At 72.7% G+C, this 21,880-nt stretch carries 21 protein-coding genes; 12 read left to right on the forward strand and 9 right to left on the reverse strand.

Annotated features, from left to right (window positions below; all coding sequences use genetic code 11):
• Positions 1 to 16 precede the first annotated feature (16 nt).
• Complete coding sequence (locus ABR738_RS34260) at positions 17 to 1,378, forward strand: NAD(P)/FAD-dependent oxidoreductase (protein WP_350233822.1); 1,362 nt, start codon at positions 17 to 19, stop codon at positions 1,376 to 1,378.
• On the opposite strand, the gene ABR738_RS34265 is transcribed toward ABR738_RS34260, so the two are convergent.
• Together ABR738_RS34265 and ABR738_RS34270 are read right to left on the reverse strand one after the other, a co-directional pair.
• Complete coding sequence (locus ABR738_RS34265; RefSeq protein WP_350233824.1) at positions 1,358 to 2,215, reverse strand: cytochrome c oxidase assembly protein; 858 nt, start codon at positions 2,213 to 2,215, stop codon at positions 1,358 to 1,360. The genes ABR738_RS34260 and ABR738_RS34265 overlap by 21 nt on opposite strands.
• A gap of 11 nt (positions 2,216 to 2,226) precedes the next feature.
• Complete coding sequence (locus tag ABR738_RS34270) at positions 2,227 to 2,751, reverse strand: DUF2243 domain-containing protein (RefSeq protein ID WP_350233826.1); 525 nt, start codon at positions 2,749 to 2,751, stop codon at positions 2,227 to 2,229.
• Positions 2,752 to 3,015: 264 nt separating this feature from the next.
• Between ABR738_RS34270 and ABR738_RS34275 the strand changes: the two genes are divergently transcribed.
• Positions 3,016 to 3,462 (forward strand): nitroreductase family deazaflavin-dependent oxidoreductase, encoded by a 447-nt coding sequence (locus tag ABR738_RS34275; protein ID WP_350233827.1) that lies wholly within the window; start codon positions 3,016 to 3,018, stop codon positions 3,460 to 3,462.
• A gap of 60 nt (positions 3,463 to 3,522) precedes the next feature.
• Here the strand turns inward: ABR738_RS34275 and egtD are convergent, their stop codons facing one another.
• Genes egtD through egtA form a run of 4 tightly spaced genes read right to left on the reverse strand, consistent with a single transcriptional unit; the run spans position 3,523 to position 7,788 of the window.
• The gene (gene egtD / locus ABR738_RS34280; protein ID WP_350233829.1) at positions 3,523 to 4,485 is read right to left on the reverse strand and encodes an L-histidine N(alpha)-methyltransferase; all 963 of its coding nucleotides are present in this window, start codon (positions 4,483 to 4,485) and stop codon (positions 3,523 to 3,525) included.
• Complete coding sequence (gene egtC / locus ABR738_RS34285; RefSeq protein WP_350233831.1) at positions 4,485 to 5,237, reverse strand: ergothioneine biosynthesis protein EgtC; 753 nt, start codon at positions 5,235 to 5,237, stop codon at positions 4,485 to 4,487. The genes egtD and egtC overlap by 1 nt, the downstream gene beginning before the upstream one ends.
• The gene (gene egtB, locus ABR738_RS34290; RefSeq protein WP_350233833.1) at positions 5,237 to 6,538 is read right to left on the reverse strand and encodes an ergothioneine biosynthesis protein EgtB; all 1,302 of its coding nucleotides are present in this window, start codon (positions 6,536 to 6,538) and stop codon (positions 5,237 to 5,239) included. The genes egtC and egtB overlap by 1 nt, the downstream gene beginning before the upstream one ends.
• Entirely contained in the window at positions 6,535 to 7,788 is a 1,254-nt protein-coding gene (gene egtA / locus ABR738_RS34295; RefSeq protein WP_350233835.1) for an ergothioneine biosynthesis glutamate--cysteine ligase EgtA, read from the reverse strand. The genes egtB and egtA overlap by 4 nt, the downstream gene beginning before the upstream one ends.
• Positions 7,789 to 7,927: 139 nt before the next feature.
• Between egtA and ABR738_RS34300 the strand changes: the two genes are divergently transcribed.
• Positions 7,928 to 8,782: a TIGR02452 family protein gene (locus ABR738_RS34300; RefSeq protein ID WP_350233837.1), complete on the forward strand. Its 855-nt coding sequence runs from the start codon at positions 7,928 to 7,930 to the stop codon at positions 8,780 to 8,782.
• Between the two features lie 188 nt (positions 8,783 to 8,970).
• On the forward strand, positions 8,971 to 10,017 hold the full coding sequence (locus ABR738_RS34305; RefSeq protein ID WP_350233839.1) for a glycosyl hydrolase family 18 protein: 1,047 nt from the start codon (positions 8,971 to 8,973) through the stop codon (positions 10,015 to 10,017).
• A gap of 22 nt (positions 10,018 to 10,039) precedes the next feature.
• Here the strand turns inward: ABR738_RS34305 and ABR738_RS34310 are convergent, their stop codons facing one another.
• Positions 10,040 to 10,516 (reverse strand): SRPBCC family protein, encoded by a 477-nt coding sequence (locus ABR738_RS34310; protein WP_350233840.1) that lies wholly within the window; start codon positions 10,514 to 10,516, stop codon positions 10,040 to 10,042.
• Between the two features lie 68 nt (positions 10,517 to 10,584).
• The gene (locus tag ABR738_RS34315; protein ID WP_350233842.1) at positions 10,585 to 11,760 is read right to left on the reverse strand and encodes an ROK family transcriptional regulator; all 1,176 of its coding nucleotides are present in this window, start codon (positions 11,758 to 11,760) and stop codon (positions 10,585 to 10,587) included.
• Between the two features lie 203 nt (positions 11,761 to 11,963).
• On the opposite strand from ABR738_RS34315, the gene ABR738_RS34320 reads away from it, so the two are divergent.
• From ABR738_RS34320 to ABR738_RS34330, 3 genes are all read left to right on the forward strand, one after another.
• Positions 11,964 to 13,412 (forward strand): APC family permease, encoded by a 1,449-nt coding sequence (locus ABR738_RS34320; protein ID WP_350233844.1) that lies wholly within the window; start codon positions 11,964 to 11,966, stop codon positions 13,410 to 13,412.
• A 100-nt stretch (positions 13,413 to 13,512) separates the two neighbouring features.
• Positions 13,513 to 14,505: a GlxA family transcriptional regulator gene (locus tag ABR738_RS34325; RefSeq protein ID WP_350233846.1), complete on the forward strand. Its 993-nt coding sequence runs from the start codon at positions 13,513 to 13,515 to the stop codon at positions 14,503 to 14,505.
• A 371-nt stretch (positions 14,506 to 14,876) separates the two neighbouring features.
• On the forward strand, positions 14,877 to 15,548 hold the full coding sequence (locus tag ABR738_RS34330; protein ID WP_350233847.1) for a cysteine hydrolase family protein: 672 nt from the start codon (positions 14,877 to 14,879) through the stop codon (positions 15,546 to 15,548).
• Positions 15,549 to 15,619: 71 nt separating this feature from the next.
• On the opposite strand, the gene ABR738_RS34335 is transcribed toward ABR738_RS34330, so the two are convergent.
• Entirely contained in the window at positions 15,620 to 16,330 is a 711-nt protein-coding gene (locus tag ABR738_RS34335) for an alpha/beta fold hydrolase (RefSeq protein WP_350233849.1), read from the reverse strand.
• 116 nt (positions 16,331 to 16,446) lie between these two features.
• On the opposite strand from ABR738_RS34335, the gene ABR738_RS34340 reads away from it, so the two are divergent.
• The 5 genes from ABR738_RS34340 to ABR738_RS34360 all read left to right on the forward strand — a co-directional run bounded on the left by ABR738_RS34340 (position 16,447) and on the right by ABR738_RS34360 (position 21,873).
• Entirely contained in the window at positions 16,447 to 17,469 is a 1,023-nt protein-coding gene (locus tag ABR738_RS34340; protein ID WP_350233851.1) for a LacI family DNA-binding transcriptional regulator, read from the forward strand.
• Between the two features lie 201 nt (positions 17,470 to 17,670).
• Complete coding sequence (locus ABR738_RS34345; RefSeq protein ID WP_350233852.1) at positions 17,671 to 17,970, forward strand: hypothetical protein; 300 nt, start codon at positions 17,671 to 17,673, stop codon at positions 17,968 to 17,970.
• Between the two features lie 143 nt (positions 17,971 to 18,113).
• A complete protein-coding gene (locus ABR738_RS34350; RefSeq protein ID WP_350233854.1) occupies positions 18,114 to 19,298 on the forward strand; it encodes a thiolase family protein in 1,185 nt (394 codons plus the stop codon).
• 139 nt (positions 19,299 to 19,437) lie between these two features.
• Entirely contained in the window at positions 19,438 to 20,874 is a 1,437-nt protein-coding gene (locus ABR738_RS34355; protein WP_350233855.1) for an aldehyde dehydrogenase family protein, read from the forward strand.
• A 75-nt stretch (positions 20,875 to 20,949) separates the two neighbouring features.
• Entirely contained in the window at positions 20,950 to 21,873 is a 924-nt protein-coding gene (locus ABR738_RS34360) for an AEC family transporter (RefSeq protein WP_350233857.1), read from the forward strand.
• Positions 21,874 to 21,880 lie beyond the last annotated feature (7 nt).

Here is a 21,880-nt window from a genome sequence, read left to right on the forward strand (position 1 = left end):
GGAAAGGACGCACACCGTGGCACGACCGAGGATTCTCGTCGTAGGCGCCGGCTTCGCCGGAGTCGAATGCGTACGGCGCCTGGAACGCCGCCTCACCCCGGGAGAAGCGGAGATCTCCCTGGTCACGCCGTTCTCCTACCAGCTGTATCTGCCGCTGCTGCCGCAGGTCGCGGCCGGGGTGCTCACCCCGCAGTCGGTGGCGGTGTCCCTGCGGCGCAGCGCCAAGCACCGCACCCGCATCATCCCGGGCGGCGCCATCGGAGTGGACCCCAAGGCGAAGATCTGCGTGATCCGCAAGATCACCGGCGAAACACTCGACCAGCCGTACGACTACATCGTGCTGGCCCCGGGCAGCGTGACCCGCACCTTCGACATCCCCGGCCTTGTCGAGAACGCCCGTGGCATGAAGACGCTCGCCGAGGCCGCCTACATCCGCGACCACGTCATCTCCCAGCTCGACCTCGCCGACGCGAGCGAGGACGAGGACGAGCGGGCGTCCCGGCTGCGCTTCGTCGTGGTCGGCGGCGGCTACGCGGGCACCGAGACCGCGGCATGCCTGCAACGGATCACCCAGCACGCGATCAAGAAGTACCCCCGCCTCGACCCGCGCCAGATCAAGTGGCACCTCATCGACATCGCGCCCAAGCTCATGCCCGAACTGGGCGACAAGCTCGGCAAGGTGGCCCTGGAGATCCTGCGCAAGCGCGGCATCGAGGTCTCGCTCGGTGTGTCCATCGCCGAGGCGGGCGCCGACAAGGTGACCTTCACCGACGGCCGCGTCCTGCCCTGCCGCACCCTCATCTGGACGGCGGGCGTCGCCGCGAGTCCGCTCGTGGGCACCCTGGAGGCCGAGACCGAACGCGGCCGCCTCCTGGTCACCCCCGAGATGACCGTGCCGGAGCTCGACGGGGTGTTCGCGCTCGGTGACGCCGCCGCCGTGCCCGACCTCGCCAAGGGCGACGGCGCCTTCTGCCCGCCCACCGCGCAGCACGCCATGCGCCAGGGCCCCAAGGCCGCCGACAACGTCGTCGCCGCGCTGCGCGGCGAGCCGCTGGTGCCCTACGTCCACAAGGACCTCGGTCTGGTCGTCGACCTCGGCGGCCGTGACGCCGTGTCCAAGCCGCTCGGCATCGAACTGCGCGGCCTGCCCGCCCAGGCGGTGGCCCGTGGCTACCACTGGTCTGCCCTGCGCACCAATGTCGCCAAGACCCGCGTCCTGACCAACTGGATGCTGAACGCGGTCGCGGGCGACGACTTCGTCCGCACCGGCTTCCAGGCCCAAAAGCCCGCCACGCTCAAGGACTTCGAGTACACCGACGCCTACCTCACCCCCGAAGAGGTCCGCTCGCACACCGCCTCACTGACCGTACGGGGCTGATCCGGCGGGGCCGGGCGCGGCCTGAGGCGCGGGCTGCCCGGCCCGCGCCGCCGCCCTGCGGACCTCATGGGCGAGGCGGCGGGCGCCGGCCGTGTACCACTGGAGTCCGATGACCACCGCGAGGGCGATCTCCACCAGGTCGCCGCCGTAATACATGACCTCGGCGGCCCTCGCGAGGTCGCCCGGCGCGCCCCGGGTGCCGGGCGGGGGAGCGGCGTAGAGGGTCTTGGCGAGGACGGAGTGGGCCGCGCCCGCGCCGATGAGCGCGGCCGCCCGCAGCGCTGTCCCGTGCCGGCACGGCAGCGGGTCGAGCGAGCACACCGAGACCGAGAACAGCAGCCCGGCCGCGAACACGTGGAGCGGGATCAGGACCGAGAGCCAGGGTCGCTCGTGTGCGGCCGCGAACAGCGGGGTGCGGTAGAGGAGCCACAGCCCGCCGACGTCGAGCAGCGCGGCCACCGCCGGGTTCGCCACGAACGCGACCGGCCGCGAGCCCAGCACGGCCAGGAGCCGGCGGCGGGGGAGCGGAGGCAGAGAGCGCAAGGTGAGCGTGATGGGGCGGGCCAGGGCGAGCAGCAGCGGCGCCGCCATGCCGGTGGTGAGGTGCCGCGCCATGTGGGCCGTGAAGGGGCCGCCGGGCGGCGGGGCGAGCGCCGCCGCCATGAGCGCCGCCGCGCCCGCCACGAAGGCGGCGTCCCGGGCGGGCGGCCAGCGGTCGCCCCGGCGGCGCAGCCGGACCGCCGCGAGCAGATAGGCCACCGCGCCGCCGAGCGCGCCGGCGGCCGCGAGGAGCGCGGCCGCACCCGGTTGCCCGGCGCCGTGCTGATGCGGTGCCAACTCATAAGCGTTCACCGCGCTTTGGGCCGTCGCGCGGACCGGAGCAGCAGCACCCCGCTCGCCAGGAACACCACGGCGAGGATGTTCCAGGTCAGGTCGTAGGGGACGAGGTCGACGTGGTAGCGGATCTGGTGCAGCTTCATCAGCTTGTGCTGGACGGTGCCGTCGTACAGCTGGAAGGCCCCAAGGCCGGTCAGGACGCCCCCGGCCAAGGCGCGCCCCGCGAGCGCCGCGCGGTGGCGCAGATCGGCGACCATGAACAGGCCGATGACCACGGCGAACCAGCCGAAGGCGTGGAAGAGCCCGTCGGAGACCAGGCCCACCTCCGGCGTGGAGCGGTCGTAGAAGTGGTGCCAGTGCAGCAGCTGGTGGAAGACCGTCTCGTCGACGAACGCGGCGAAGCCGACCCCGATGAGGACGCCCGACCAGGCAGAGCGGGCGCGCAGGGAAGGGGTTCGCCCGGGCTGCGAAGAAGCCGGGGGAGAGGCAGGGGAAGAGGCCGGGGGACCGGCGGGGGAACCAGGTGGAGTCGCCATCGGCGGCACGTCCTCGAAGGAGTATGCGGACGATCGTCCGACGTGGGGCAGGGCACCCGGTCCACTGCCCGGCCCGGGCCCGGACAAGCGTCCGGATCCGGTCGTCCTGCTCCGTACGGCCGTGCCCCCCGGCGCGTGAGCGATCACCGGAGGGGAAGATGACAGAAGGCACCGGCGTTGTTCCGGGAGCAGACACCGGCGTTGTACCTGAGGCCGGCCGCACCCGGGCCGGCCCGCGAGTCACCGACGAAAGGACCCTCCACCATGCCTCTCGAGGGCGAGTACGAGCCGAGTACCGACAAATGGGTGCGTGACCAGGTCGAGACCATCGAGCGATCCGGCGGCTCGGAAGGGATGACGATGCGCGACAGGCCCGTCGTCCTGCTGATCACGCGCGGCGCCAAGAGCGGCAAGATCCGCAAGACGCCGCTGATGCGCGTCGAGCACTCCGGGCGCTACGCGGTGGTCGCCTCCAAGGGCGGCGCGCCCGAGCACCCCGTCTGGTACCACAACGTCGTCGCCGACCCGCGCGTCGAGCTCCAGGACGGCTCCGTGCGCCAGGACATGAGGGCCCGTGAGGTGACGGGCGAGGAGAAGGCGCAGTGGTGGGCGCGGGCCGTCGAGGCGTGGCCGGACTACGCGGAGTACCAGAAGAAGACGGACCGCGAGATCCCGGTGTTCGTCCTGGAAGCGGTACCCGGAGGCCACTGACGGCCTTCAGGGCGGGGCCCGGCCCGGCGCGTCCCCGACGCCGGAGCCCCGCCCGGCCGCTCAGCCCGCCGTCGCGAGCGAGAGCGCGAACCGTCCGGCGGCGTCCGTCCACCAGCGCGAGGGCACGAACCCCGCGGCGCTCAGCTCCTTCCGCACGCCGTCCTCACGGAACTTCGCGGACACCTCGGTGCGCATCTCCTCACCCGCCGTGAAGGAGACCGCCAGATCGAGGCCGGGAATCTTGACGGTCAGCTCGCGCCGGGCCCGCAGCCGCATCTCGATCCACTCCTCCTCGCGGTTCCACAGCGCCACGTGGTCGAAGTCGTCCGGATCGAAGTCCGCGCCGAGCTCGCGGTCGATGACACGGAGTACGTTCTTGTTGAAGGCCGCCGTCACCCCCGTCGCGTCGTCGTAGGCGCGGACCAGGGCGCTCTCCTCCTTCACCAGGTCGGTACCGATCAGCAGGAAATCGCCCGGTGCCATCAACTTCCGCACCGAGATGAGGAATTCGGCTCGCTGCGCGGGCAGCAGGTTGCCGATGGTGCCGCCGAGGAACGCCACGAGCCGGGGCCCGGGCGCCTCGGGCAGTTCGAGCACCTGCGTGAAGTCCGCGATGAGCGCGTGGACGCGCAGACCGGGGTGGTCGGCGAGCAGCCCGTGCGCCGCGCCGGTGAGGGCGCTCTCACTGACATCCACCGGGAGGTACGTGAGCGGCCCGGTCAGCGCGTCCAGGAGCAGCCGGGTCTTCTCCGACGAGCCGGAACCCAGCTCGACCAGGGTGCGCGCCCCGGTCGCGGCGGCTATCTCAGGAGCGCGATCGCGCAGGATCTCGCGTTCGGCCCGGGTCGGGTAGTAGTCGGGCAGCCGGGTGATCTCCTCGAACAGCTCGCTGCCGCGCGCGTCGTAGAACCACTTGGGAGGAAGGGACTTGGGTGTCCGGGTGAGCCCGTGCAGCACATCGGCGCGCAGTGCGGCCCCGGTGGCGTCCTCGGGCAGGGTGCGGGTCAACTGGAACGGGCGCACTACTGGGGCTCCTTGAGGGGGGTGAGCAGGACATCGGCGCGGTCCGCGGCGACCAGGGTCCGGTCGGGCACTTCGCGCCAGCGGGGATCGTCGTCGTACGGTTCGGAGGCGACGACGGCGAAGCGGCCCGGGGTGTGGAGGTACCACAGGGTGTCGCCCCACGCCGTCGCGGTGATCGTCTCTCCGTCGGTGAGCAGGAGGTTCAGGCGTGAGCCGGGCGCGGCGGCGGCCAGTTCGGTGACCGTGTCCGCCATCGCGGGCCCCGCTTCGTCGCCGCGGTCGAGGCGGTGCGCGAGCAGCGCCCACACGAATGCGGAGTCGCACCGGGCCTCAAGGCCGAGCAGCACTCGTGCGGGCAGGCTCGCGGCGAGTTCCGCCGCGCAGTCCGGCCAGTCCCGCAGGGCGCCGTTGTGGCTGAAGAGCCGGCGCCCCGAGGCGAACGGCGCGGCCGCCGCCTCACCGTCCGCGCCGGCCTCGGTCGCGTCCCTGACCGCGGCGAGCAGCGCCCGGGTGCGCACCACGCGGGCCAGATCGGCGAAGTTGGGGTCCGCCCAGATCGGCCCTGCGCGCCGGTAGCGAGCCGGCACCGGATCCCCCGGCACGTACCAGCCGACACCGAAGCCGTCGGCGTTGACCGTCCCGTGACGCTGCCGGCGCGGCGCCCACGCCTGCCGGTACAGCCCGGACACCGGCCGCACCAACACGTCCTCGAGCGCGGACTCCTCGCCCACGAAGGCGATATGACGGCACATCAGGTCGCATCCCGCGCCGTGCGGAAGCCCGCGAAGATCTGACGGCGCACCGGCAGGTCCCAGTTGCGGAACGTGCCGCGGCACGCGACCTCCGCCACGGAGAACGCGCCCCCGCGCAGCACCTTGTGTCCGGGCCCGAAGAAGACTTGCGAATACTCCCGGTAGGGGAAGGCCACGAACCCCGGGTAGGGCAGGAAGTCGCTCGACGTCCACTCCCACACGTCGCCGATCAACTGCCGTATGCCCAGGGGAGATTGGCCCTCGGGACAGGCCCCGGCGGGCGCGGGGCGCAGATGGCGCTGGCCGAGGTTGGCGCGGGCGGGGGTGGGGTCGGCGTCCCCCCATGGGTAGCGGCGTGAGCGGCCCGACACCGGGTCGTGGCGGGCCGCCTTCTCCCACTCCGCCTCGCTCGGAAGGCGGCGCCCGGCCCAGCGCGCGTACGCGTCGGCCTCGTACCAGCTGACGTGCAGGACCGGCTCGTCGGCGGGCACGGGCTCGGTCACCCCGAACCGCCTGCGCAGCCACTGGCCGCCCTCGCGCCGCCAGAACAACGGCGCGGTCAGCTCGTGCTCGCGGACCATCTCCCAGCCGGCCGGCTCCCACCAGCGGCTGTCGCGGTACCCGCCGTCGTCGATGAAGCGCAGATAGGCGCCGCACGTCACGGGGGTGGTGTCCAGATGGAAGGCGGGCACGATGCGATGGTGTGCGGGACGTTCGTTGTCGAGCGCCCAGGGCTCGGCCGAGGTTCCCATGGTGAACGGGCCGCCGGGTACGAGGACTTCGGCGGGAAGTCCCTCGGTGTCGGCGGGGTCCGGATCGGGCGCGGTGAGCGCGGCGGGACCGCTCCTGAGCTGATGCGTGATCAGCATGGTCTCGTCGTGCTGCTGTTCATGCTGGGCGATCATCCCGAAGGCGAACGCGGCGTCGGTCAGGGGCCCGCCGCGCAACGGGGTGTGCTCCAGGACGTCGAGCGCTTTGGAACGCACATCGGCCGCGTAACGGCGCGCCTCGGCGGGGGCGAGCAACGGCAGGGAGGGGCGGGCGGCGCGCGGATGCTCGAAGGCGTCGTACAGGGAGTCGATCTCGGGGCGGATCGCGTCCTGGCCCGCGACGGCGCGCAGCAGCCACTGCTCCTCCTGGTTGCCGATGTGGGCGAGGTCCCAGACGAGCGGTGACATCAACGGCGAGTGCTGGGCGGTCAGTTCGTGGTCGTCGACGCTGGAGGTGAGCACACCGGTACGGGCGCGTGCGGCGGTCAGCGCCACCAGGGCGCGTTCCCTCAGCAGCTCCGGGTCGGTCATGGCAGGAGGTCCTTCGGTGCGGCGGGTGAGGGGGCGTCGTCGGCGGGGCACCGGCCCAGCAGGACGTAGTGCTCGGCGAAGGCGGCGACCCGGTCCTGGAGCTCGCGGGACGCGCCGAGGCGGGGGAGCGCGTCGAGCGCCGCGGCGAAGCAGGCCGTGGCCGCCTCGCGCAGCTCGGGATCGGCCAGGCCGTCCCTGGCGGCCGACCGCCACAGCGGATTGCGCGGGGCTGGCAGCGAACCCGCGCGCTCCGCAAGGGGTTTGACGGTGCGATAGGCCATCTCGGCCGCCTGGGGATCGTCGAAGAGCGCGCTGGTCACGGCGAGCGGCACACTCCAGCCGTCGTCGCCGGGCTGCGCGTCGATCATGCGCAGTTCCAGATGCCCGCGCGGCCGCACGGGCGGGAAGAGGGTGGTGAGGTGGTAGTCGAGATCGGCGCGGGTCGGGGGCCGCGGCAGCCCGGTGCGCAGCCACTGCCGGAAGGTGAGCCCCGGCGGAGCCGACCAGGGGCCGTGGTCGGCGCGTACGCACATGACCGGGGCGTCCAGCACATGCGCGGCCCAGGCCGCACGCGGCGCCGCGTCGAGAGCGGGGGCCAGCGCGCACACCGGGTCGAGAGCGGCCCAGTTGGCCTGTCGGGTCGACCGCCATCCGGTCAACCGTCCTTCACTGGCGGGGGAGTTGGCGAACGCGGCGACCAGGACGGCGCCCAGAAGGTGCGCCATCAGCCAGCGCCGCCCGTAGCCGAGCGGACCGGGCTCCTCATATCCGGCGTCGACGCAGACCTGCACGGACGCGGAGGAACACATCATGGCCCGGCCGGCAGGACCCGTCCGGTCCAGATGCGCCTCCATCGCGTCGTACCGAGCCTGACGCAGCATGCGGCGCGGGGGATGCACGGGGTCCTGACCTGCGCCGACGAGCGTGAGCCCACGCTCGCGCAGCGCGGCGCGCACCGCGACCAGGTCGGCCGAGACGCCTGAGACACACTCCATGAGGGATGCGGCGGGCAGCGAGCTGAGCTCCAGCTGGCCGCCGGGTTCGAAGGTGAGCGCCGAGCGAAGCGGCAGAGTGCGCAACGCGGCGAAAGCGGATTCCAGACGGTCGTGCGGGACACGGAGCCCGGGCCGGGCCCCATCGTGGACGAGCCATTCCAGCTCCACGCCGACGGAGCGTGGCGGGCCCGTCTTGAAGCAGATACATCGCAGCAGGTCGTCGGCTGCCGTCTCGGTCAACTCACGTGCGGTCATGGGCGAAAGCGCACCTTTCTCAAGGTCCTGATACACATGCCGTCCCACCTAAGTCTTCGGCGCCGCGTCGCACAAGAGCGCCTTCACGGCCGGGATATCCGATTGCGGCCGCCTGCCGCCGACGATCATGCTGACCGGCATGAGTGCACGACTGCGCGACATCGCGCGCCAGACCACCGCGATCACCGCCAACGGCAGGTACGAGAGCCACGCCGGCCGCCACGTCTCGATCGAAGCTCAGGTGGCCGCCGCACTCGCGGGCACCGCCCTGTTCGGCCCGGCGCCCCTCACCGTCACTGTAGACCGGGACCGGGTGACGCACATCACGGTCACCGGCGAGAGCAGCCTCGAAGCCGCGCGCCGCATGGTGGGCGCGGCCCCCGGTGACGTCGCCGTCCTCACCTTCGCCTCGGCCCGCAACCCCGGCGGCGGCTTCCTCAACGGCGCCCAGGCCCAGGAGGAAGCGCTGTGCCGGTCATCCGCGCTGTACGCCACGTTGCTGCGCGTGCCGGAGTTCTACGCCCACCACCGCGCCGAGCGCGATGTGTTCTACACCGACCGGGTCATCCACTCGCCCGGGGTCCCCGTCCTCCGTGACGACCGGGGCCGGCTCCTCGACGAGCCGTTCCTCGCCGGGTTCCTGACCTCGCCCGCGCCGAACGCCGGGGTCATCAGGAGCCGCACGCCCCATCAGGCCCACCGCGTCGGCCCGGTGCTCGACGCGCGCGCCGAACGCGTCCTGGAGACCGCCGCCCGGTGCGGCTACCGGCGCCTGGTGCTCGGCGCGTGGGGCTGTGGCGTCTTTTGCAACGACCCGGCCCGGGTGGCCGAGGCCTTCCACGGGCACCTCACCGGGGACGGCCGGTTCGCGGGCCACTTCGACGAGGTGGTCTTCGCGGTCCTGGACCGCACCCGTGACCTGACCACACGCGGCGCCTTCGCGGACGCGTTCAGGAACCACACGCGCCTCCCGGACGCCGAGCGCCGGCCATAGCGCTGCCGTGGCCGGTCCCTGACCGGCGTGGAGCGCGGCAGGTCCCGGGCGCACGCCTCGCGCCGCCTGCGCGACGACCTGACCGTCCCCCCGCGCCGCCCGGCCACAGCGTCCCGGCGCGACCACCGGCCCCCTGTACGGCCCAGCTCGTGGGGCGGGCCGGGCGAGCGCGCCGCAGGCTCAGGACCATGATCCAACGCTTCGCCGCACTGGTACGCCTGTCCGCGCTGTGCCTTGCCACGGTCCTGCTCGCCGCCCTCGCGCCGCCCCGGGCCCTGGCCGACGCGCCCCCCGCGCGCACGGTCTCCGGCTGGCTCCCGTACTGGGACCAGGAAGGCGCCTACCAGGACGCGCTGCGCCACGCCGCGCAGCTCCACACCGTCAGCCCGTTCTGGTACCGGGCGGCGGCGTCCGACCGGATCGAGGGCCACCCGGGCGCGGGCGACGCGCGCGTCATCGACGGACTGCACGCCGCCGGCATCAAGGTCGTACCGACCGTCATGGAGACGATGAAACCCGGCGAGCTCGCCGCGATCCTGACCGACCCGGCCGCGCGCGCCACCCACGTCGAGACCCTGCTGGGTGTCGTACGCGCCCGGACGTACGACGGGCTCGACATCGACTACGAGTCCATCGCCCCCACCGGCGACGCCGCGTATGTCGCGGTGCGCGCCGCCTACGCCGCCTTCGCCACCCAACTGTGCGCGAAATTGCGCGAGTTGGGCAAGACCTGCGTACTCACCGTCTCCCCGCAGACCGCTCGGACCGGCCGCGTCTGGGACTACCCGGCGCTCGGCCGGGCCGCCGACAAGGTCCGCGTGATGGGGTACGACCTCCACTGGCGGGGCGGCGACCCCGGCCCGCTCGCCACCCCGCAGTGGTACGAGGAGATCATGCGCCGGGCCACCGCGCTGATCCCCGCCGCGAAACTGGAGATGGGCCTGCCCGCCTACGGCTGGGACTGGGTGCCGGGCGGCACGACCCGCCACGTCACCTGGAAGGAGGCCGAGGCACTGCGCGCGGCCAAGGGCGTCCCCTACCAGCTGGACCCCGTCTCGCAGACACCCCATTTCACGTACGAGGAGGGCGACAGCGTCCGGCAGGTCTGGTACCAGGACGCCACGGGCGTGGCGGCGGACCTGCCGGTGCTGCGCCGCTACGGCATCCGCGACACGGCGCTGTGGGCCCTCAACTTCGAGGACCCGGGGCTGTGGCCGGTGCTCGCCCGGGTGTGAGGGCCGACGCGAGCGCTCCCGTTCAAGGCGCGGGCAGGGGCTCGCCCGTCTCCAGGAGGGACTTGAGGCTGGACAGGACGGTCGGCCAGCCATCCTCGCACAGGGCGTACACCCGGCCCGCAGGATCGAAGTCATGGGTGACCGTCAGCTTCACCTGGCCGTTGAGGGGTTCGATGGTGAACGTCACCGAGGAGCGGCGCTCGGCCGCGATCGCCGCCCGCACGTCCTCGCCGAGGCCGACCGACTCCGCCCACCGCTCGGTGAACGTGTGCCAGGTGTAGGCGAGCCGGCGGCCGGGAACGGCGGCGAGGACGATCTGCTCCGGGCCGGCCACCGTGACCCCCGCCTGCGTCCACGCCAGGGGCGATTCCTGGGTCCAGTCGCTCTCCAGGCGCACGCCCCAGTACCGCTCGGTGAGGGCGGGATCGGTCAGCGCCCGCCAGACCTGCTCGGGCGTGGCGCGGATGTAGGTGGTGTACACGAAGGTCTTGCTGTCCACGGGGTCTCCTCCTGCACCCTGGTCAGGTCCACGCGTCAAACGTAGGAGGCCGGTCCGGCGCGTCGCGGTCAGCGCGCCGAGCGCCGCTCGAAGGCGACATCCCGCGCCGTGCCCAGGGCCGTCGCCACCGCGCCGAGCAGCACCGCGTCCTCGCCGAGGGAACTCGGGGCCACCTTGGGGCGGAGCGGGGTGAGCGTGCGCAGCGTCTCGCGTACGGGACGAAGGAGCAGGTCGGCGCCTCGGCCCACGCCGCCGCCGAGCACCACGAGGTCGGGGTCGAGGACGGCGGCGACCACCGCGACGGTGTGCGCGATCCGCTCGCCCTCCAGCTGGACCGCCGCGACCGCCGGGCGCGTTCCGGCCCGCGCCGCGTCGAAGACGTCCTTGGCGGTGAGCGGGCCCGCCATGCCCAGCGAGCGGGCCGCTTCCACGACCGCGTCGCCGGAGACCGCGTCCTCAAGCGTGTCCGGCTTCTGGCGCCCGGGCCACGGCAGGAAACCGATCTCACCGGCGCCGCCGTGCGCGCCGGTGAAGAGCCGGCCCTCGCTCACCACCCCCATGCCGAGCCCCGTGCCGATCATGACGTACACGAAGAGCCGGCTGCCGGCGCCGGCGCCGAAGGTGTACTCGCCGAGCGCGGCGAGGTTGGCGTCGTTGTGCACCGCGAGCGGCATGCCGAGCCGTTCCCGCATCTGGTCGAACAGGCCGGGCCTGCCCCAGCCCGGCAGGTGCTGGGCGTAGCGCACACGGCGCTTGTCGGCGTCGAAGACGCCCGGCGTGCCCACCACCGCCTGGGCGACCCGGCCCGCGTCGACCCCCGACTCCTCGACGAGCCCGTGCGCGCCGGCGACGACGAGAGAGGCCAGGGCGGCCGAGGTGCGGGCGTGGTTGCGGACCTCGGCGCGCGCCACCACCGAGCCGTCCAGGTCGGCCAGGGCGATCCGCAGCCAGGCCCGGCCGATGTCGATGCCGAGGGCGTAACCGGCGGTCGGGTCGGGGGCGTACAGCACGGCGGCCCGGCCGCGCCCGGGCACGACCGTGCCCGCCTCGCGGACCAGACCCGCACCTTCGAGCGAGGCGAGGGCGCTGGACACGGTGGGCTTGGACAGGCCGGTGTCACGCGCCAGTTGGGCCCGGGAGGCGGGCCCCTGGGCGCGCAGCCGGTCGAGCAGCAGACGTTCGTTGGAACTGCGCTGCCGCTGCGGGTTCCAGGGCAGATCGCCGCCCTCGTCGCTGCTGCTCATCGCCTCATTGTCACGCATGGGTCTCCGGATCTCACCGACGACCCCTTGACCCTGAAGGCGATGCCCCCTTGACCCTGAAGGCGATGACCCCTTGACCCTGAAAGTAAAGGTACCTAACTTAATCACGCCCCCGCCGAGGGAGTCCCCCCGCCGGTGCGTCGGCAGTAGCTTCCATTCCCCGACACCAGCCCAGGGAGGACCCCGTGTCCGCAACCCCACCGCCCGTCGGCGGCTTCGTCCGCCGGATCGGGCTCTTCCAGGCCACCGCCATCAACATGAGCCAGATGTGCGGCATCGGACCGTTCGTCACCATCCCGCTGATGGTCGCCGCCTTCGGGGGTCCCCAAGCCGTGCTCGGCTTCGTCGCCGGCGCGATCCTGGCGCTGGCCGACGGTCTGATCTGGGCCGAACTCGGGGCCTCGCTGCCCGGATCCGGCGGCAGTTACGTGTATCTGCGCCAGGCGTTCCAGTACCGTACGGGCCGTCTCATGCCGTTCCTGTTCGTGTGGACGGCGATGCTCTTCATCCCGCTGGCCATGTCCACCGGCGTCGTGGGCTTCGTGCAGTACCTCGGCTATCTGGCGCCGGGGCTCGGGCGCGGCGCGGGCGACCTGATCGGGCTCGGCATGATCGCCCTGGTGATCCTGCTGCTCTGGCGCGGCATCGAGAACATCGCCAGGATCACCGCCGTCATGTGGGCCGTGATGATCGCCTCGGTGGGGCTCGTCATCATCGCCGCCGCCACCGACTTCAGCCCGCACCTCGCCTTCGACTACCCGTCAGGAGCCTTCGAGTTGACGAGCAGTCAGTTCTGGATCGGCTTCGCGGGCGGCCTGACCATCGGCATCTACGACTATCTCGGCTACAACACCACCGCCTACATGGGCGCCGAGATCAAAGACCCCGGACGCACCCTGCCGCGCTCCATCATCTACTCCATCTTCGGCATCATGGCGATCTACCTACTGCTCCAGATCGGCACCCTCGGCGTGATCGACTACCACCGGATGCTGGACCCGGGTGACATCGCCTCGTCCTCGGTCGCATCCGCCGTCCTTGAGAAGGCATGGGGCAAGGGCGCCGCCGATGTGGTGACCGTGCTCATCCTGGTCACCGCGTTCGCCTCCGTCTTCGCCGGACTGCTCGGCGGCTCACGCGTCCCCTACGACGCCGCGCGCGACCGGGTGTTCTTCAGTCCCTACGCCAAGCTGCACCCCCGCCACCGCTTCCCGATGCTGGGCCTCGCCACCATGGGCGTCATCACCGCCGTCGGGTTCATGATCGGCCGTCGTACCGATCTGACCACGCTCATCCAGCTCCTGACCACGGTGATGGTCATCGTCCAGGCGCTCGCGCAGATCCTCGCCGTCACCGTGCTGCGCAAGCGCCAGCCGGACCTGCGCCGCCCCTACCGGATGTGGCTCTACCCGCTGCCCAGCCTCGTCGCCCTCATCGGCTGGCTCACCATCTACGGCTACTCCGACAAGAACTCGCCGGGCCGCCACCCCATCGAGTGGTCGCTGGCCTGGCTGGCGCTCGGCGTTCTCGCCTTCGCCGTGTGGGCACGCCTCGAAAAGGTGTGGCCGTTCGGGCCGCGCGAGATCCACGAGGAGTACCTGGAGCCGACGCCACCGGAGGAAGTCACCGCCTGACCGACGAAGGACCGGCCTCGCCCGGGAACCCCGGCCCATGTCCGGATGTGACAGGGAATCGTCATTGCGGCCCCCCGGACGCGGCGGTGAGGATGGGGGCATGTCCCCTTCACACCGGGTCGTCATCGCGGTCTTCCCCGATGTCGACCTCCTCGACGTCACCGGGCCGGCCGAGGTCTTCGCCCTGGCCAACCGGGTGACCTCGGGCCGCGCCGGATACGAGGTCCGGCTGGCAGGACCGGACGGCGGCGAGGTGCGCACATCGGCCGGTGTGCGGCTGGTCGCCGATCTGTCCTTCGCCGAGGCCGGCGCGCGGGTGGACACCCTGCTCGTCCCCGGCGCGGTGGACCTGACCGACGCCGGGCCCGTCGCCCGCGTCGACCAGGACGTGGTGGCCTGGGTGAAGGAAACCGCCCCGCACGCCAGGCGGGTGGCGTCGGTGTGTGTGGGCGCCCATGTGCTCGCGGCGGCGGGACTGCTCGACGGGCGGACGGCGACCACACACTGGTCGACCGCCGCCCAACTGGCCGCCGAACACCCCGCCGTCACGGTCGACCCGGACCCGATCTTCGTGCGGACGGACCGGGGGCGGCTGTGGACCGGCGCCGGAATCAGCGCCTGTCTCGACCTCGCCCTCGCGCTCGTGGCCGAGGACCAGGGCGAGGACACCGCGCTCGCGGTGGCCAGGCAGCTGGTGATGTACCTGAGACGGCAGGGCGGCCAGAGCCAGTTCTCCGTGCCGCTCAGCCGGCCCGCGACGTCCCGGCGCGACCTCGACGAGCTGTGCCTGTGGATCACCGACCACCTCGACGAGGACCTTTCGGCGCGGGCGCTCGCCGCGCGGATGTGCCTGAGCGAGCGGCACTTCGCCCGCGTCTTCACCCAGGAGACCGGCGTCGGCCCCGCCGCCTATGTCGAGGCCGCGCGGGTCGAGATGGCCCGCCGGCTCCTGGAGACCACCGACGCCCCGCTCGACGAGGTGGCGGAGGGCGCCGGGCTCGGCTCGGTCGAGACGCTGCACCGGGCGTTCAGGCGCCGGCTCACCACCACACCGGCCGCCTACCGCAGACGCTTCCGCGCCCAGGCCGCCTGACACCGCCCGGCCGCGCCGCACGGCCCTGAGCCCGCATGGCCCTTCGCCCGCACGACCCGGTCCTTCGCCCGCACGACCCGGTCCTCCGCCCACACACCGGTCCTCCGCCCGCACGACCCGGTTCTCCGCCCGCACGGCCCTTCGCCCGCCCGCCCGCATGCCGCACGGCCCTGAGCCCGCACGGCCCTGAGCCCGGCCGCGCACACACGGCCCTTCGCCCGCACGGCCCGGCCCTCCGCCCGCACCCCGGACCTCATCCGCGCCGTCGGGCTGGACGGCTCCGCCCTGCCCTGAAGTCCGGCACACCTTTCCACCCCGTCGAACCGCATCTCTTGCCCGCCCGCCCCCAACTCCCTTACGAGAGGCCCCCGATGAGCACCCAGCAGCCTTCCGCGAACGTTCCCTCCGTTCCCGTTCCCGTTCCCGTTCCCGTTCCCTCCGCCACCCTGCGCGAGGTCGTGGGCTTGGACGGCCGGCCTGCGAAGCTGAGCGAATCCGTCCTGGTCATGATCGACTTCCAGAACACCTACCGCACGGGCGTGATGGCCCTGGACGGCGCAGAGCAGGCCCTGGCGGCCGGAGCGCGGCTCCTGGAGCGGGCCAGGGACGCCGGCGCCCCTGTCGTGCACATCATCAACGACGGGGGCGAGAACACCCCGTACGACATCCGCGCCCACATCGGCGCCATCAGCGATGAGGTCGCCCCGAGGGACGGCGAGCCCGTGGTGGTCAAGCAGTTCCCCGACTCCTTCCACCAGACCGCCCTCGCGAAGACCCTGATCGGTCTCGGCGCCGCGCCGGGCAGCGGGAAGGACCTGGTCATCGCCGGGTTCATGACCCACATGTGCGTCAACTACACCGCGCAGGGCGCCTTCAACCTCGGCTACCGGCCCACCGTCGTCGCCGAGGCCACCGCCACCCGCGCGCTGGCGGCTCCCGACGGCACCGTCCTGTCCGCCGCCGCGCTCGGGGCGGCCGCGCTCACGATGGTCACCGACCTGTTCGGCATGGTCCTCCCCACGGTGGACGCTCTGCCGGTCTGAATTCCGGGCGGCCGGAACTCAGACCGGCGGCCCCGCGGGCCGGCGGCCCGGGTGCCCGTCGGCCACGCGGGTCAGATCCAGCCGTCGAGCGAGGCCATGAACCCCGCGAAGTCGTCGCGGTGGATGGTGTGGCCCGCACCCTTGACGGTTCGGACCTCGAAGCCGCGCGCTCGCAGGCGGGCCACCTCGTCCGCCTCGTACAGGAAACTCGCGTCGGCGAACTGGACGAGCGAGGGGACGACGGCTTCGGCGGGCGCCAGATCCGCGCCGAACATCGGGGCCAGGCCGTGGGCGGTGTTCTCGTCCCAGAGCCGCAGGGTCTCACATTCGATCTCGACGTCCTCCTGCTCCCAGCGCGGATTGAACCCGGCGATCATCTCCCTGGTGGCCGGCTTGAACTGGGCGAAGACCTCCGGAGTGATGGATATTGAACCGGCTCCGCTCCGGCGGGAGTCGACCGACCAGGCCGGGTCGGAGTACACCGCGCGGGACGGCCTGAGCCGGTCGACGGCGAGCGAGAGGCAGAGCCCGCCGAGCGAGTGGCCGATCGCGAGCTCGGCACCGGCCGGAAGGGTCTCGACGAGATCGGCGGCGAAGAGCTCCGTGGTGTACGCGCCGCGCCCGCTCGCTCCGTGGCCGCGCAGGTCCACCGCGAGCACCCGGTAACCCCGCGCGGCGAGCGCGGGGCCCACCTTCCGCCACGTGCGGTGGTCGGACATGATCCCGTGAATCAGGAGCGCGACGCGCTCGCCGTCTCCCCAGGTGTGGGTGTGGAGCCGCACGGTCCTGCCTTTCCCGTGGTGACACGTGTAAGTATGGGTATGAGCACTGTCTAGCACTGGAATCCGGCCATCCGCCAGCCCCTGGCCCGCACGCGTCTGGAAAGATGCCGAGCGCCATGAGCCAGACACCCAAGCAGCCCGCCGACCGTCCCGTTCCGACGAGCGCCGATGTCGCCCGCCTGGCCGGGGTCTCGCGGGCCACCGTGAGCTACGTGCTCAACAACACCTCGGCCGTGCGGATCAGCGAGCCCACCCGGATCAGGGTCCGCGCCGCCGCCGAGGAGCTGGGGTACGTGCCGCACGCCGCGGCCCGCAGCCTGCGCGCGGGACACACCCGGATCGTGCTGCTTCCTACCGCGCACATCCCGGTGGGGCCGCTCTACAGCCGGTTCTTCAGCGAGCTCCAGTGGGAGCTGCGCCGGCTCGGTTACACGGTCGTGCAGTACGGCAGCCTCGGTCTCGGCGCGGAGGAAGCGGCCCGCGCGTGGGCCGAGCTGCGGCCCGTCGCCGTGGTGTCACTCGGCGAGATCGCCCTGACCGCCCAGGGCGTACAGCTCCTCAAGCGCTCGGGCGCCCGGGCGGTCATAACGCTGGGTCCGCAGCGCGTCGAGGGGGCCCACTCGCTCGTCATGGACCAGCGCGAGATCGGCGAGAGCGCTGTCGCCCACCTCCTTGAGCGGGGGCGGCGCCGCGTCGGCGTGCTGATGCCCGCCGAGCCAGGCCTCGGACTCTTCTCCGAACCGCGCCTGGCCGGCGCCCGCAGGGCCGCGCGCGGCGCCGACGCGTCGGTCGAGCCCGTGACGATGGCGTACACGGAGGAATCCGCGGCCGAACTGGCGGGCCGCTGGCGGGAGTTGGGGCTCGACGCGATCTTCGCCTACAACGACGAGTACGCGATGCTCCTGATGCGCGCCCTCCAGGACGCCGACATCGGTGTCCCCGGTGACACCGCCGTGATCGGCGCCGACGATCTGCTGCTCGGCAGGCTGCTGCGTCCCCGGCTCAGCACGGTCCACGTGGAGATGGTGACCGGACGGCACCTGGCCGAACTGGTCGATCGCGTCGTCCGCGACCCGGACGGCGCCCCCGAGCGGCACGACCTGATGGGCGCGCGGGCGCTGCCGCGCGAATCGAGCTGACCGACACCCCGAGGCCGCTGCCGCTGACCCGGGTGAGAGCGGGCCCCGGCAGCTCCGGGCGCCGCCGGCCCGCTCGGCTACCGCACCGTCCACCGGCCGGTCCCCGCCCGTGGGTCACGTCATCGGGGCCGGTGTGGCGCGTGGGGCGAATGAGGTGCGGGATGGCGTGCGCCGGGCGCCCCGGGTGTCTAGCGTCGGAGCATGAGCACTCAACCGTGGCACACGAGCCGTCACCCCCGGCGCTTCGAGATCTTCCTGGTGCCCGAACACGTCGAGGACCGGGGCGGCGCCTCGGTCGCGGACAGCGCCGTACGGTCCGCGGTCGTCGAGGCGACCGGCGAGAGCGGGGTCTCGGGGTACCCCCGGTACGCGGGGCACGGCATCGAGGCCGAGATCGACGCCGCCTCCCACGCGGTGGAGGCCCTGCTGGTCGACGGCTCCGAACTCGACATCGGTCTGACCGCGGTGGTCAGGGAGGTCCCGGGCCCCGCGCACGGCTGAGGCCGGGGCCTTTGGAGGCCCGTTGACAGCGGACGGTGGGGGGCAGAGACTCGGGCGCAGCCATTCATGAACATCACTTCACTGGGCGAACAACCCTGCTGTGACGGGTCCCGTGCGGTGGAGAGATCCGTGGGAGAGACCCGATGAGCATCCGCGACGTGTACATCGTCGACGCCGTCCGCACCCCGATCGGCAAGTTCGGGGGCGCGCTCGCCTCCGTGCGGCCCGACGACCTCGCAGCGCACGTGGTGAAGTCTCTGGTGGAGCGCGCCCCGGAACTCGACCCGGCCCGCATCGACGACGTGTACTTCGGAGACGCGAACGGCGCGGGAGAGGACAACCGCGATGTGGCCCGCATGGCGGTGCTCCTCGCCGGGCTCCCCGTCTCGGTGCCCGGTGTCACCGTCAACCGCCTCTGCGGCTCCGGCCTCGAAGCCGTGATCCAGGCGGCCCGTGCCATCGCTGTCGGTGACGCCTCGATCGCGGTGGCGGGCGGCGTCGAATCGATGTCGCGCGCCCCCTTCGTCGTCCAGAAACCCGAGCGCGCCTTCCCCGCCGGCCACCAGCAGATGTACTCGACCACGCTCGGCTGGCGCATGACCAACCCGAGGATGCCCGCCGAGTGGACGGTCGCGCTCGGCGAGGGCGCCGAACTCATCGCGGACCGGCACGGCATCACCCGCGACCAGCAGGACGCCTTCGCGCTGGACAGCCACCGCAAGGCCGCCGAGGCGTGGGCCAAGGGCAGCTACGACGGCGAGGTCGTCCCGTACGAAGGGGTCGATCTCGTCCGCGACGAGTGCGTCCGAGAGTCCTCGTCCCTGGAGGCGCTGGCCCGGCTCAAGCCCGCCTTTCGCCCGGACGGTTCGGTGACCGCGGGCAACGCCTCCCCGCTCAACGACGGAGCGGCGGCTCTGCTCCTCGTCGACGAGGAGGGGCTGCGCGCCACCGGCCGCGAGCCGCTTGCCCGCATCCGCAGCTCCGCCGTGACCGGCATCGAACCCCAGCTCTTCGGTCTTGGCCCCGTCGGGGCCGTCCGCAAGGCGCTCGCCAAGGCGGGCAAGGGCTTCGGCGACCTCACCACCTTCGAGCTGAACGAGGCGTTCGCCGCCCAGGCCCTCGGCTGCCTCGCGGCATGGCCCGACCTCGACCCCGCCGTGGTCAACCCGCGCGGCGGCGCCATCGCGATCGGCCACCCGCTCGGCGCGTCCGGCGCCCGGCTCGCCGGAGCCGTCGCCCACCAGCTCGCCGCCGCCGGTTCCGGCACGGGTCTCGCGGCCCTGTGCATCGGCGTGGGCCAGGGCCTCGCCCTCGTCCTGGAACGCTGAACCGGCGCATCCGTCACGGCGATTGAGGTTCCACCGGCGGAATGCGGCGACCCCGCCGGTGGACGGCGCCGACCGCGCCCCCACTACTCTGCGCCCTGAGGGAGATCCCTTCGGACGACCGAGTGACTGGAGTTGTTCCATGGCCCTGCTCGACCCCAAGGCGTGGCAGCCCACACAGCTCTTCGGGGGTGAGCGGGAGATCGTGGAGCCCGCCACCGGGGAGTCGCTGGGCGCGCTCACCCTGGCCGCAGGTGAGGACGTGGAGGCCGCCGCCCGGGCCGCCGCCCGGGCCCAGACCGCCTGGGCGCGCACCCCGCACGTCGTGCGCGCGGCCGTCCTGCGCCGCGCCGGCGACCTCTTCGCCGAGCACGCCGACGAACTGCGCGCCTGGCTCGTCCGCGAGTCAGGCTCGGTGCCGGGAAAGGCGGACTTCGAGCTGCACGTCGCCGCGCAGGAGTGCTACGAGGCCGCGGCCCTGGCCTCGCGGCCGCTCGGCGAGGTGCTGTCCAGCGAGCAGCCACGGCTCTCCTACACCCGCCGCGCGCCGGTCGGCGTGACGGGCGTGATAGCCCCGTTCAACGCCCCGCTCATTCTCTCCATCCGTTCCGTCGCCCCCGCGCTAGCACTCGGTAACGCGGTCCTGCTCAAGCCCGACCCGCGCACCGCCGTGTGCGGAGGGCTCGCGCTCGGGGCCGTCTTCGCCGAGGCGGGGCTGCCCGAGCACCTGCTGCACATCCTGCCGGGTGGCCCCGAGACCGGACAGGCCCTCGTCGCCGATCCTCGCGTCCCCGTCATCTCCTTCACCGGATCGACCGCCGCCGGACGCCGGGTCGCGGAGGCGGCCGGGCGTCAACTCAAGCGCGCCCACCTGGAGTTGGGCGGCAATTCCGCGCTGATCGTGCTGGCCGACGCGGACCTGGAGGGCGCGCTCGCCCAGGCCACCTGGGGCTCCTTCTTCCACCAGGGCCAGATCTGCATGACCACCGGGCGCCACCTGGTGCACGACTCCTTGTACGACGAGTACGTGGAGAGGCTTGCCGCCCGGGCGGACGCGCTGGCCGTGGGCGACCCGTACCGCGAACAGGTCCACCTCGGACCCGTCATCGACCACACCCAACTCGCCAAGATCGAGCGCCTGGTGGAGTCGAGTACCGCGCGCGGCGCCCGGCTCGCCGCAGGCGGCACCCACCGCGGCCTCTTCCACCGCCCCACCGTGCTCGCCGACGTCGACGACGACACCCCCGCCTACGCCGAGGAGGTCTTCGGCCCCGTCGCGCCGGTACGGTCCTTCGCGACCCTGGACGAGGCCGCGGCCCTGGCGGCAGACGGTCCCTACGGACTCTCGCTCGGCATCGTCACGCGCGACACCGCGCTCGGTCTGGAACTCGCCGACCGGATCCCCACCGGGATCGTCCACATCAACGACCAGACGGTCAACGACGAGGCGGTGGCGCCGTTCGGCGGGGTCGCGGCGTCCGGGACCGGAGCCCGCTTCGGCGGTTCGGCCAATCTGGACGCCTTCACCGAACTGCGCTGGACCACCGTGCGCCGCGAACCGGCGGACCACCCCTTCTGACCGGGCCTGCCGGGGCCGTCGCCACCGTGCGACCCCGGGCGCGAGCGGCGGACACCCGTCAGGCATCCTGAGCCGGTGCACTCGGTCGTATCCGGTTTCCTGCCCATCTGGATCATCACCGCGTTCGGCTGGGCGGCCGGCCGGTTCAACCTGCTCGGCGATCAGGCCGGGCAGGTGCTCGGACGGTTCGCGTTCACCTTCGCGATGCCCTCACTGCTGTTCCTGACGATGGCGAAGTCGCGGCCGGGCGAGCTCGCGCAGCCCGGGGTGGCGGTCTTCGCCATCAGCCTGCTCGCCGTCTTCGCCGCGGGACTGTTCGCGAGCGGGCGGCTGTTTCGGCGCAAGAAGGCCGAGCGGGCGATCGGCGCGATGGCCGCGTCCTATGTGAACTCCGCGAACCTCGGCATCCCGGTCGCTGTGCACGTCCTGCACGACACGTCGTTCATCGTCGCCGCCGCCCTGTTCCAGATGCTGTTCATCACGCCCCTGATCCTGGTCCTCATAGAACTCGACGTACGCCGCGACACGGGCGGCCGCCGGCTCCGGATGCTCCAACTCCCCGTCCGCAACCCGGTGGTGGGGGCGTCGGCCGCCGGTGTCCTCGTCGCGGCGCTCGGGCTCCACCTGCCCGACGAGGTGACCTCGCCGCTGACCATCCTGGGCGGCGCCGGGGTCCCAGCGGCCCTGTTCGCGCTCGGTATGTCGCTCACCGCGCGGGCCGCGGCCGACCCCGGGGAGCGGGCCGAGCGGGCCCTGCTCGTCACGCTGAAGACCGCCGTCCAGCCGCTGCTCGCCTACGCCCTGGGTAAGTGGGTCTTCGGGCTCGGCGGGCACGATCTGTTCGCGGTGGTGCTCTGCGCCGGGCTGCCCACGGCGCAGAACGCGTTCATCTTCGCCTCCGAATACCGCCTCGACACCGCGCTGCCCCGGGACGCCGTCCTGCTCTCGACCCTCCTGTCGATGGCGTCCCTGTCCTTGATCGCGGTCCTTCTGGGCTGAACCGGCC

The sequence above is a fragment of the Streptomyces sp. Edi4 genome (assembly GCF_040253615.1).
In the GTDB taxonomy this organism is placed as follows: Bacteria; Actinomycetota; Actinomycetes; order Streptomycetales; family Streptomycetaceae; genus Streptomyces.

What these genes read in the sequence shown, in the direction of transcription:
- ABR738_RS34270 (WP_350233826.1), bottom strand. Translation starts at nt 2,751, where the DNA reads ATGGCGACTCCACCTGGTTCCCCCGCCGGTCCCCCGGCCTCTTCCCCT.
- ABR738_RS34275 (WP_350233827.1), top strand. Translation starts at nt 3,016, where the DNA reads ATGCCTCTCGAGGGCGAGTACGAGCCGAGTACCGACAAATGGGTGCGT.
- egtC (WP_350233831.1), bottom strand. Translation starts at nt 5,237, where the DNA reads ATGTGCCGTCATATCGCCTTCGTGGGCGAGGAGTCCGCGCTCGAGGAC.
- egtB (WP_350233833.1), bottom strand. Translation starts at nt 6,538, where the DNA reads ATGACCGACCCGGAGCTGCTGAGGGAACGCGCCCTGGTGGCGCTGACC.
- egtA (WP_350233835.1), bottom strand. Translation starts at nt 7,788, where the DNA reads ATGACCGCACGTGAGTTGACCGAGACGGCAGCCGACGACCTGCTGCGA.
- ABR738_RS34300 (WP_350233837.1), top strand. Translation starts at nt 7,928, where the DNA reads ATGAGTGCACGACTGCGCGACATCGCGCGCCAGACCACCGCGATCACC.
- ABR738_RS34305 (WP_350233839.1), top strand. Translation starts at nt 8,971, where the DNA reads ATGATCCAACGCTTCGCCGCACTGGTACGCCTGTCCGCGCTGTGCCTT.
- ABR738_RS34315 (WP_350233842.1), bottom strand. Translation starts at nt 11,760, where the DNA reads ATGAGCAGCAGCGACGAGGGCGGCGATCTGCCCTGGAACCCGCAGCGG.
- ABR738_RS34325 (WP_350233846.1), top strand. Translation starts at nt 13,513, where the DNA reads ATGTCCCCTTCACACCGGGTCGTCATCGCGGTCTTCCCCGATGTCGAC.
- ABR738_RS34330 (WP_350233847.1), top strand. Translation starts at nt 14,877, where the DNA reads ATGAGCACCCAGCAGCCTTCCGCGAACGTTCCCTCCGTTCCCGTTCCC.
- ABR738_RS34340 (WP_350233851.1), top strand. Translation starts at nt 16,447, where the DNA reads ATGAGCCAGACACCCAAGCAGCCCGCCGACCGTCCCGTTCCGACGAGC.
- ABR738_RS34345 (WP_350233852.1), top strand. Translation starts at nt 17,671, where the DNA reads ATGAGCACTCAACCGTGGCACACGAGCCGTCACCCCCGGCGCTTCGAG.
- ABR738_RS34350 (WP_350233854.1), top strand. Translation starts at nt 18,114, where the DNA reads ATGAGCATCCGCGACGTGTACATCGTCGACGCCGTCCGCACCCCGATC.
- ABR738_RS34355 (WP_350233855.1), top strand. Translation starts at nt 19,438, where the DNA reads ATGGCCCTGCTCGACCCCAAGGCGTGGCAGCCCACACAGCTCTTCGGG.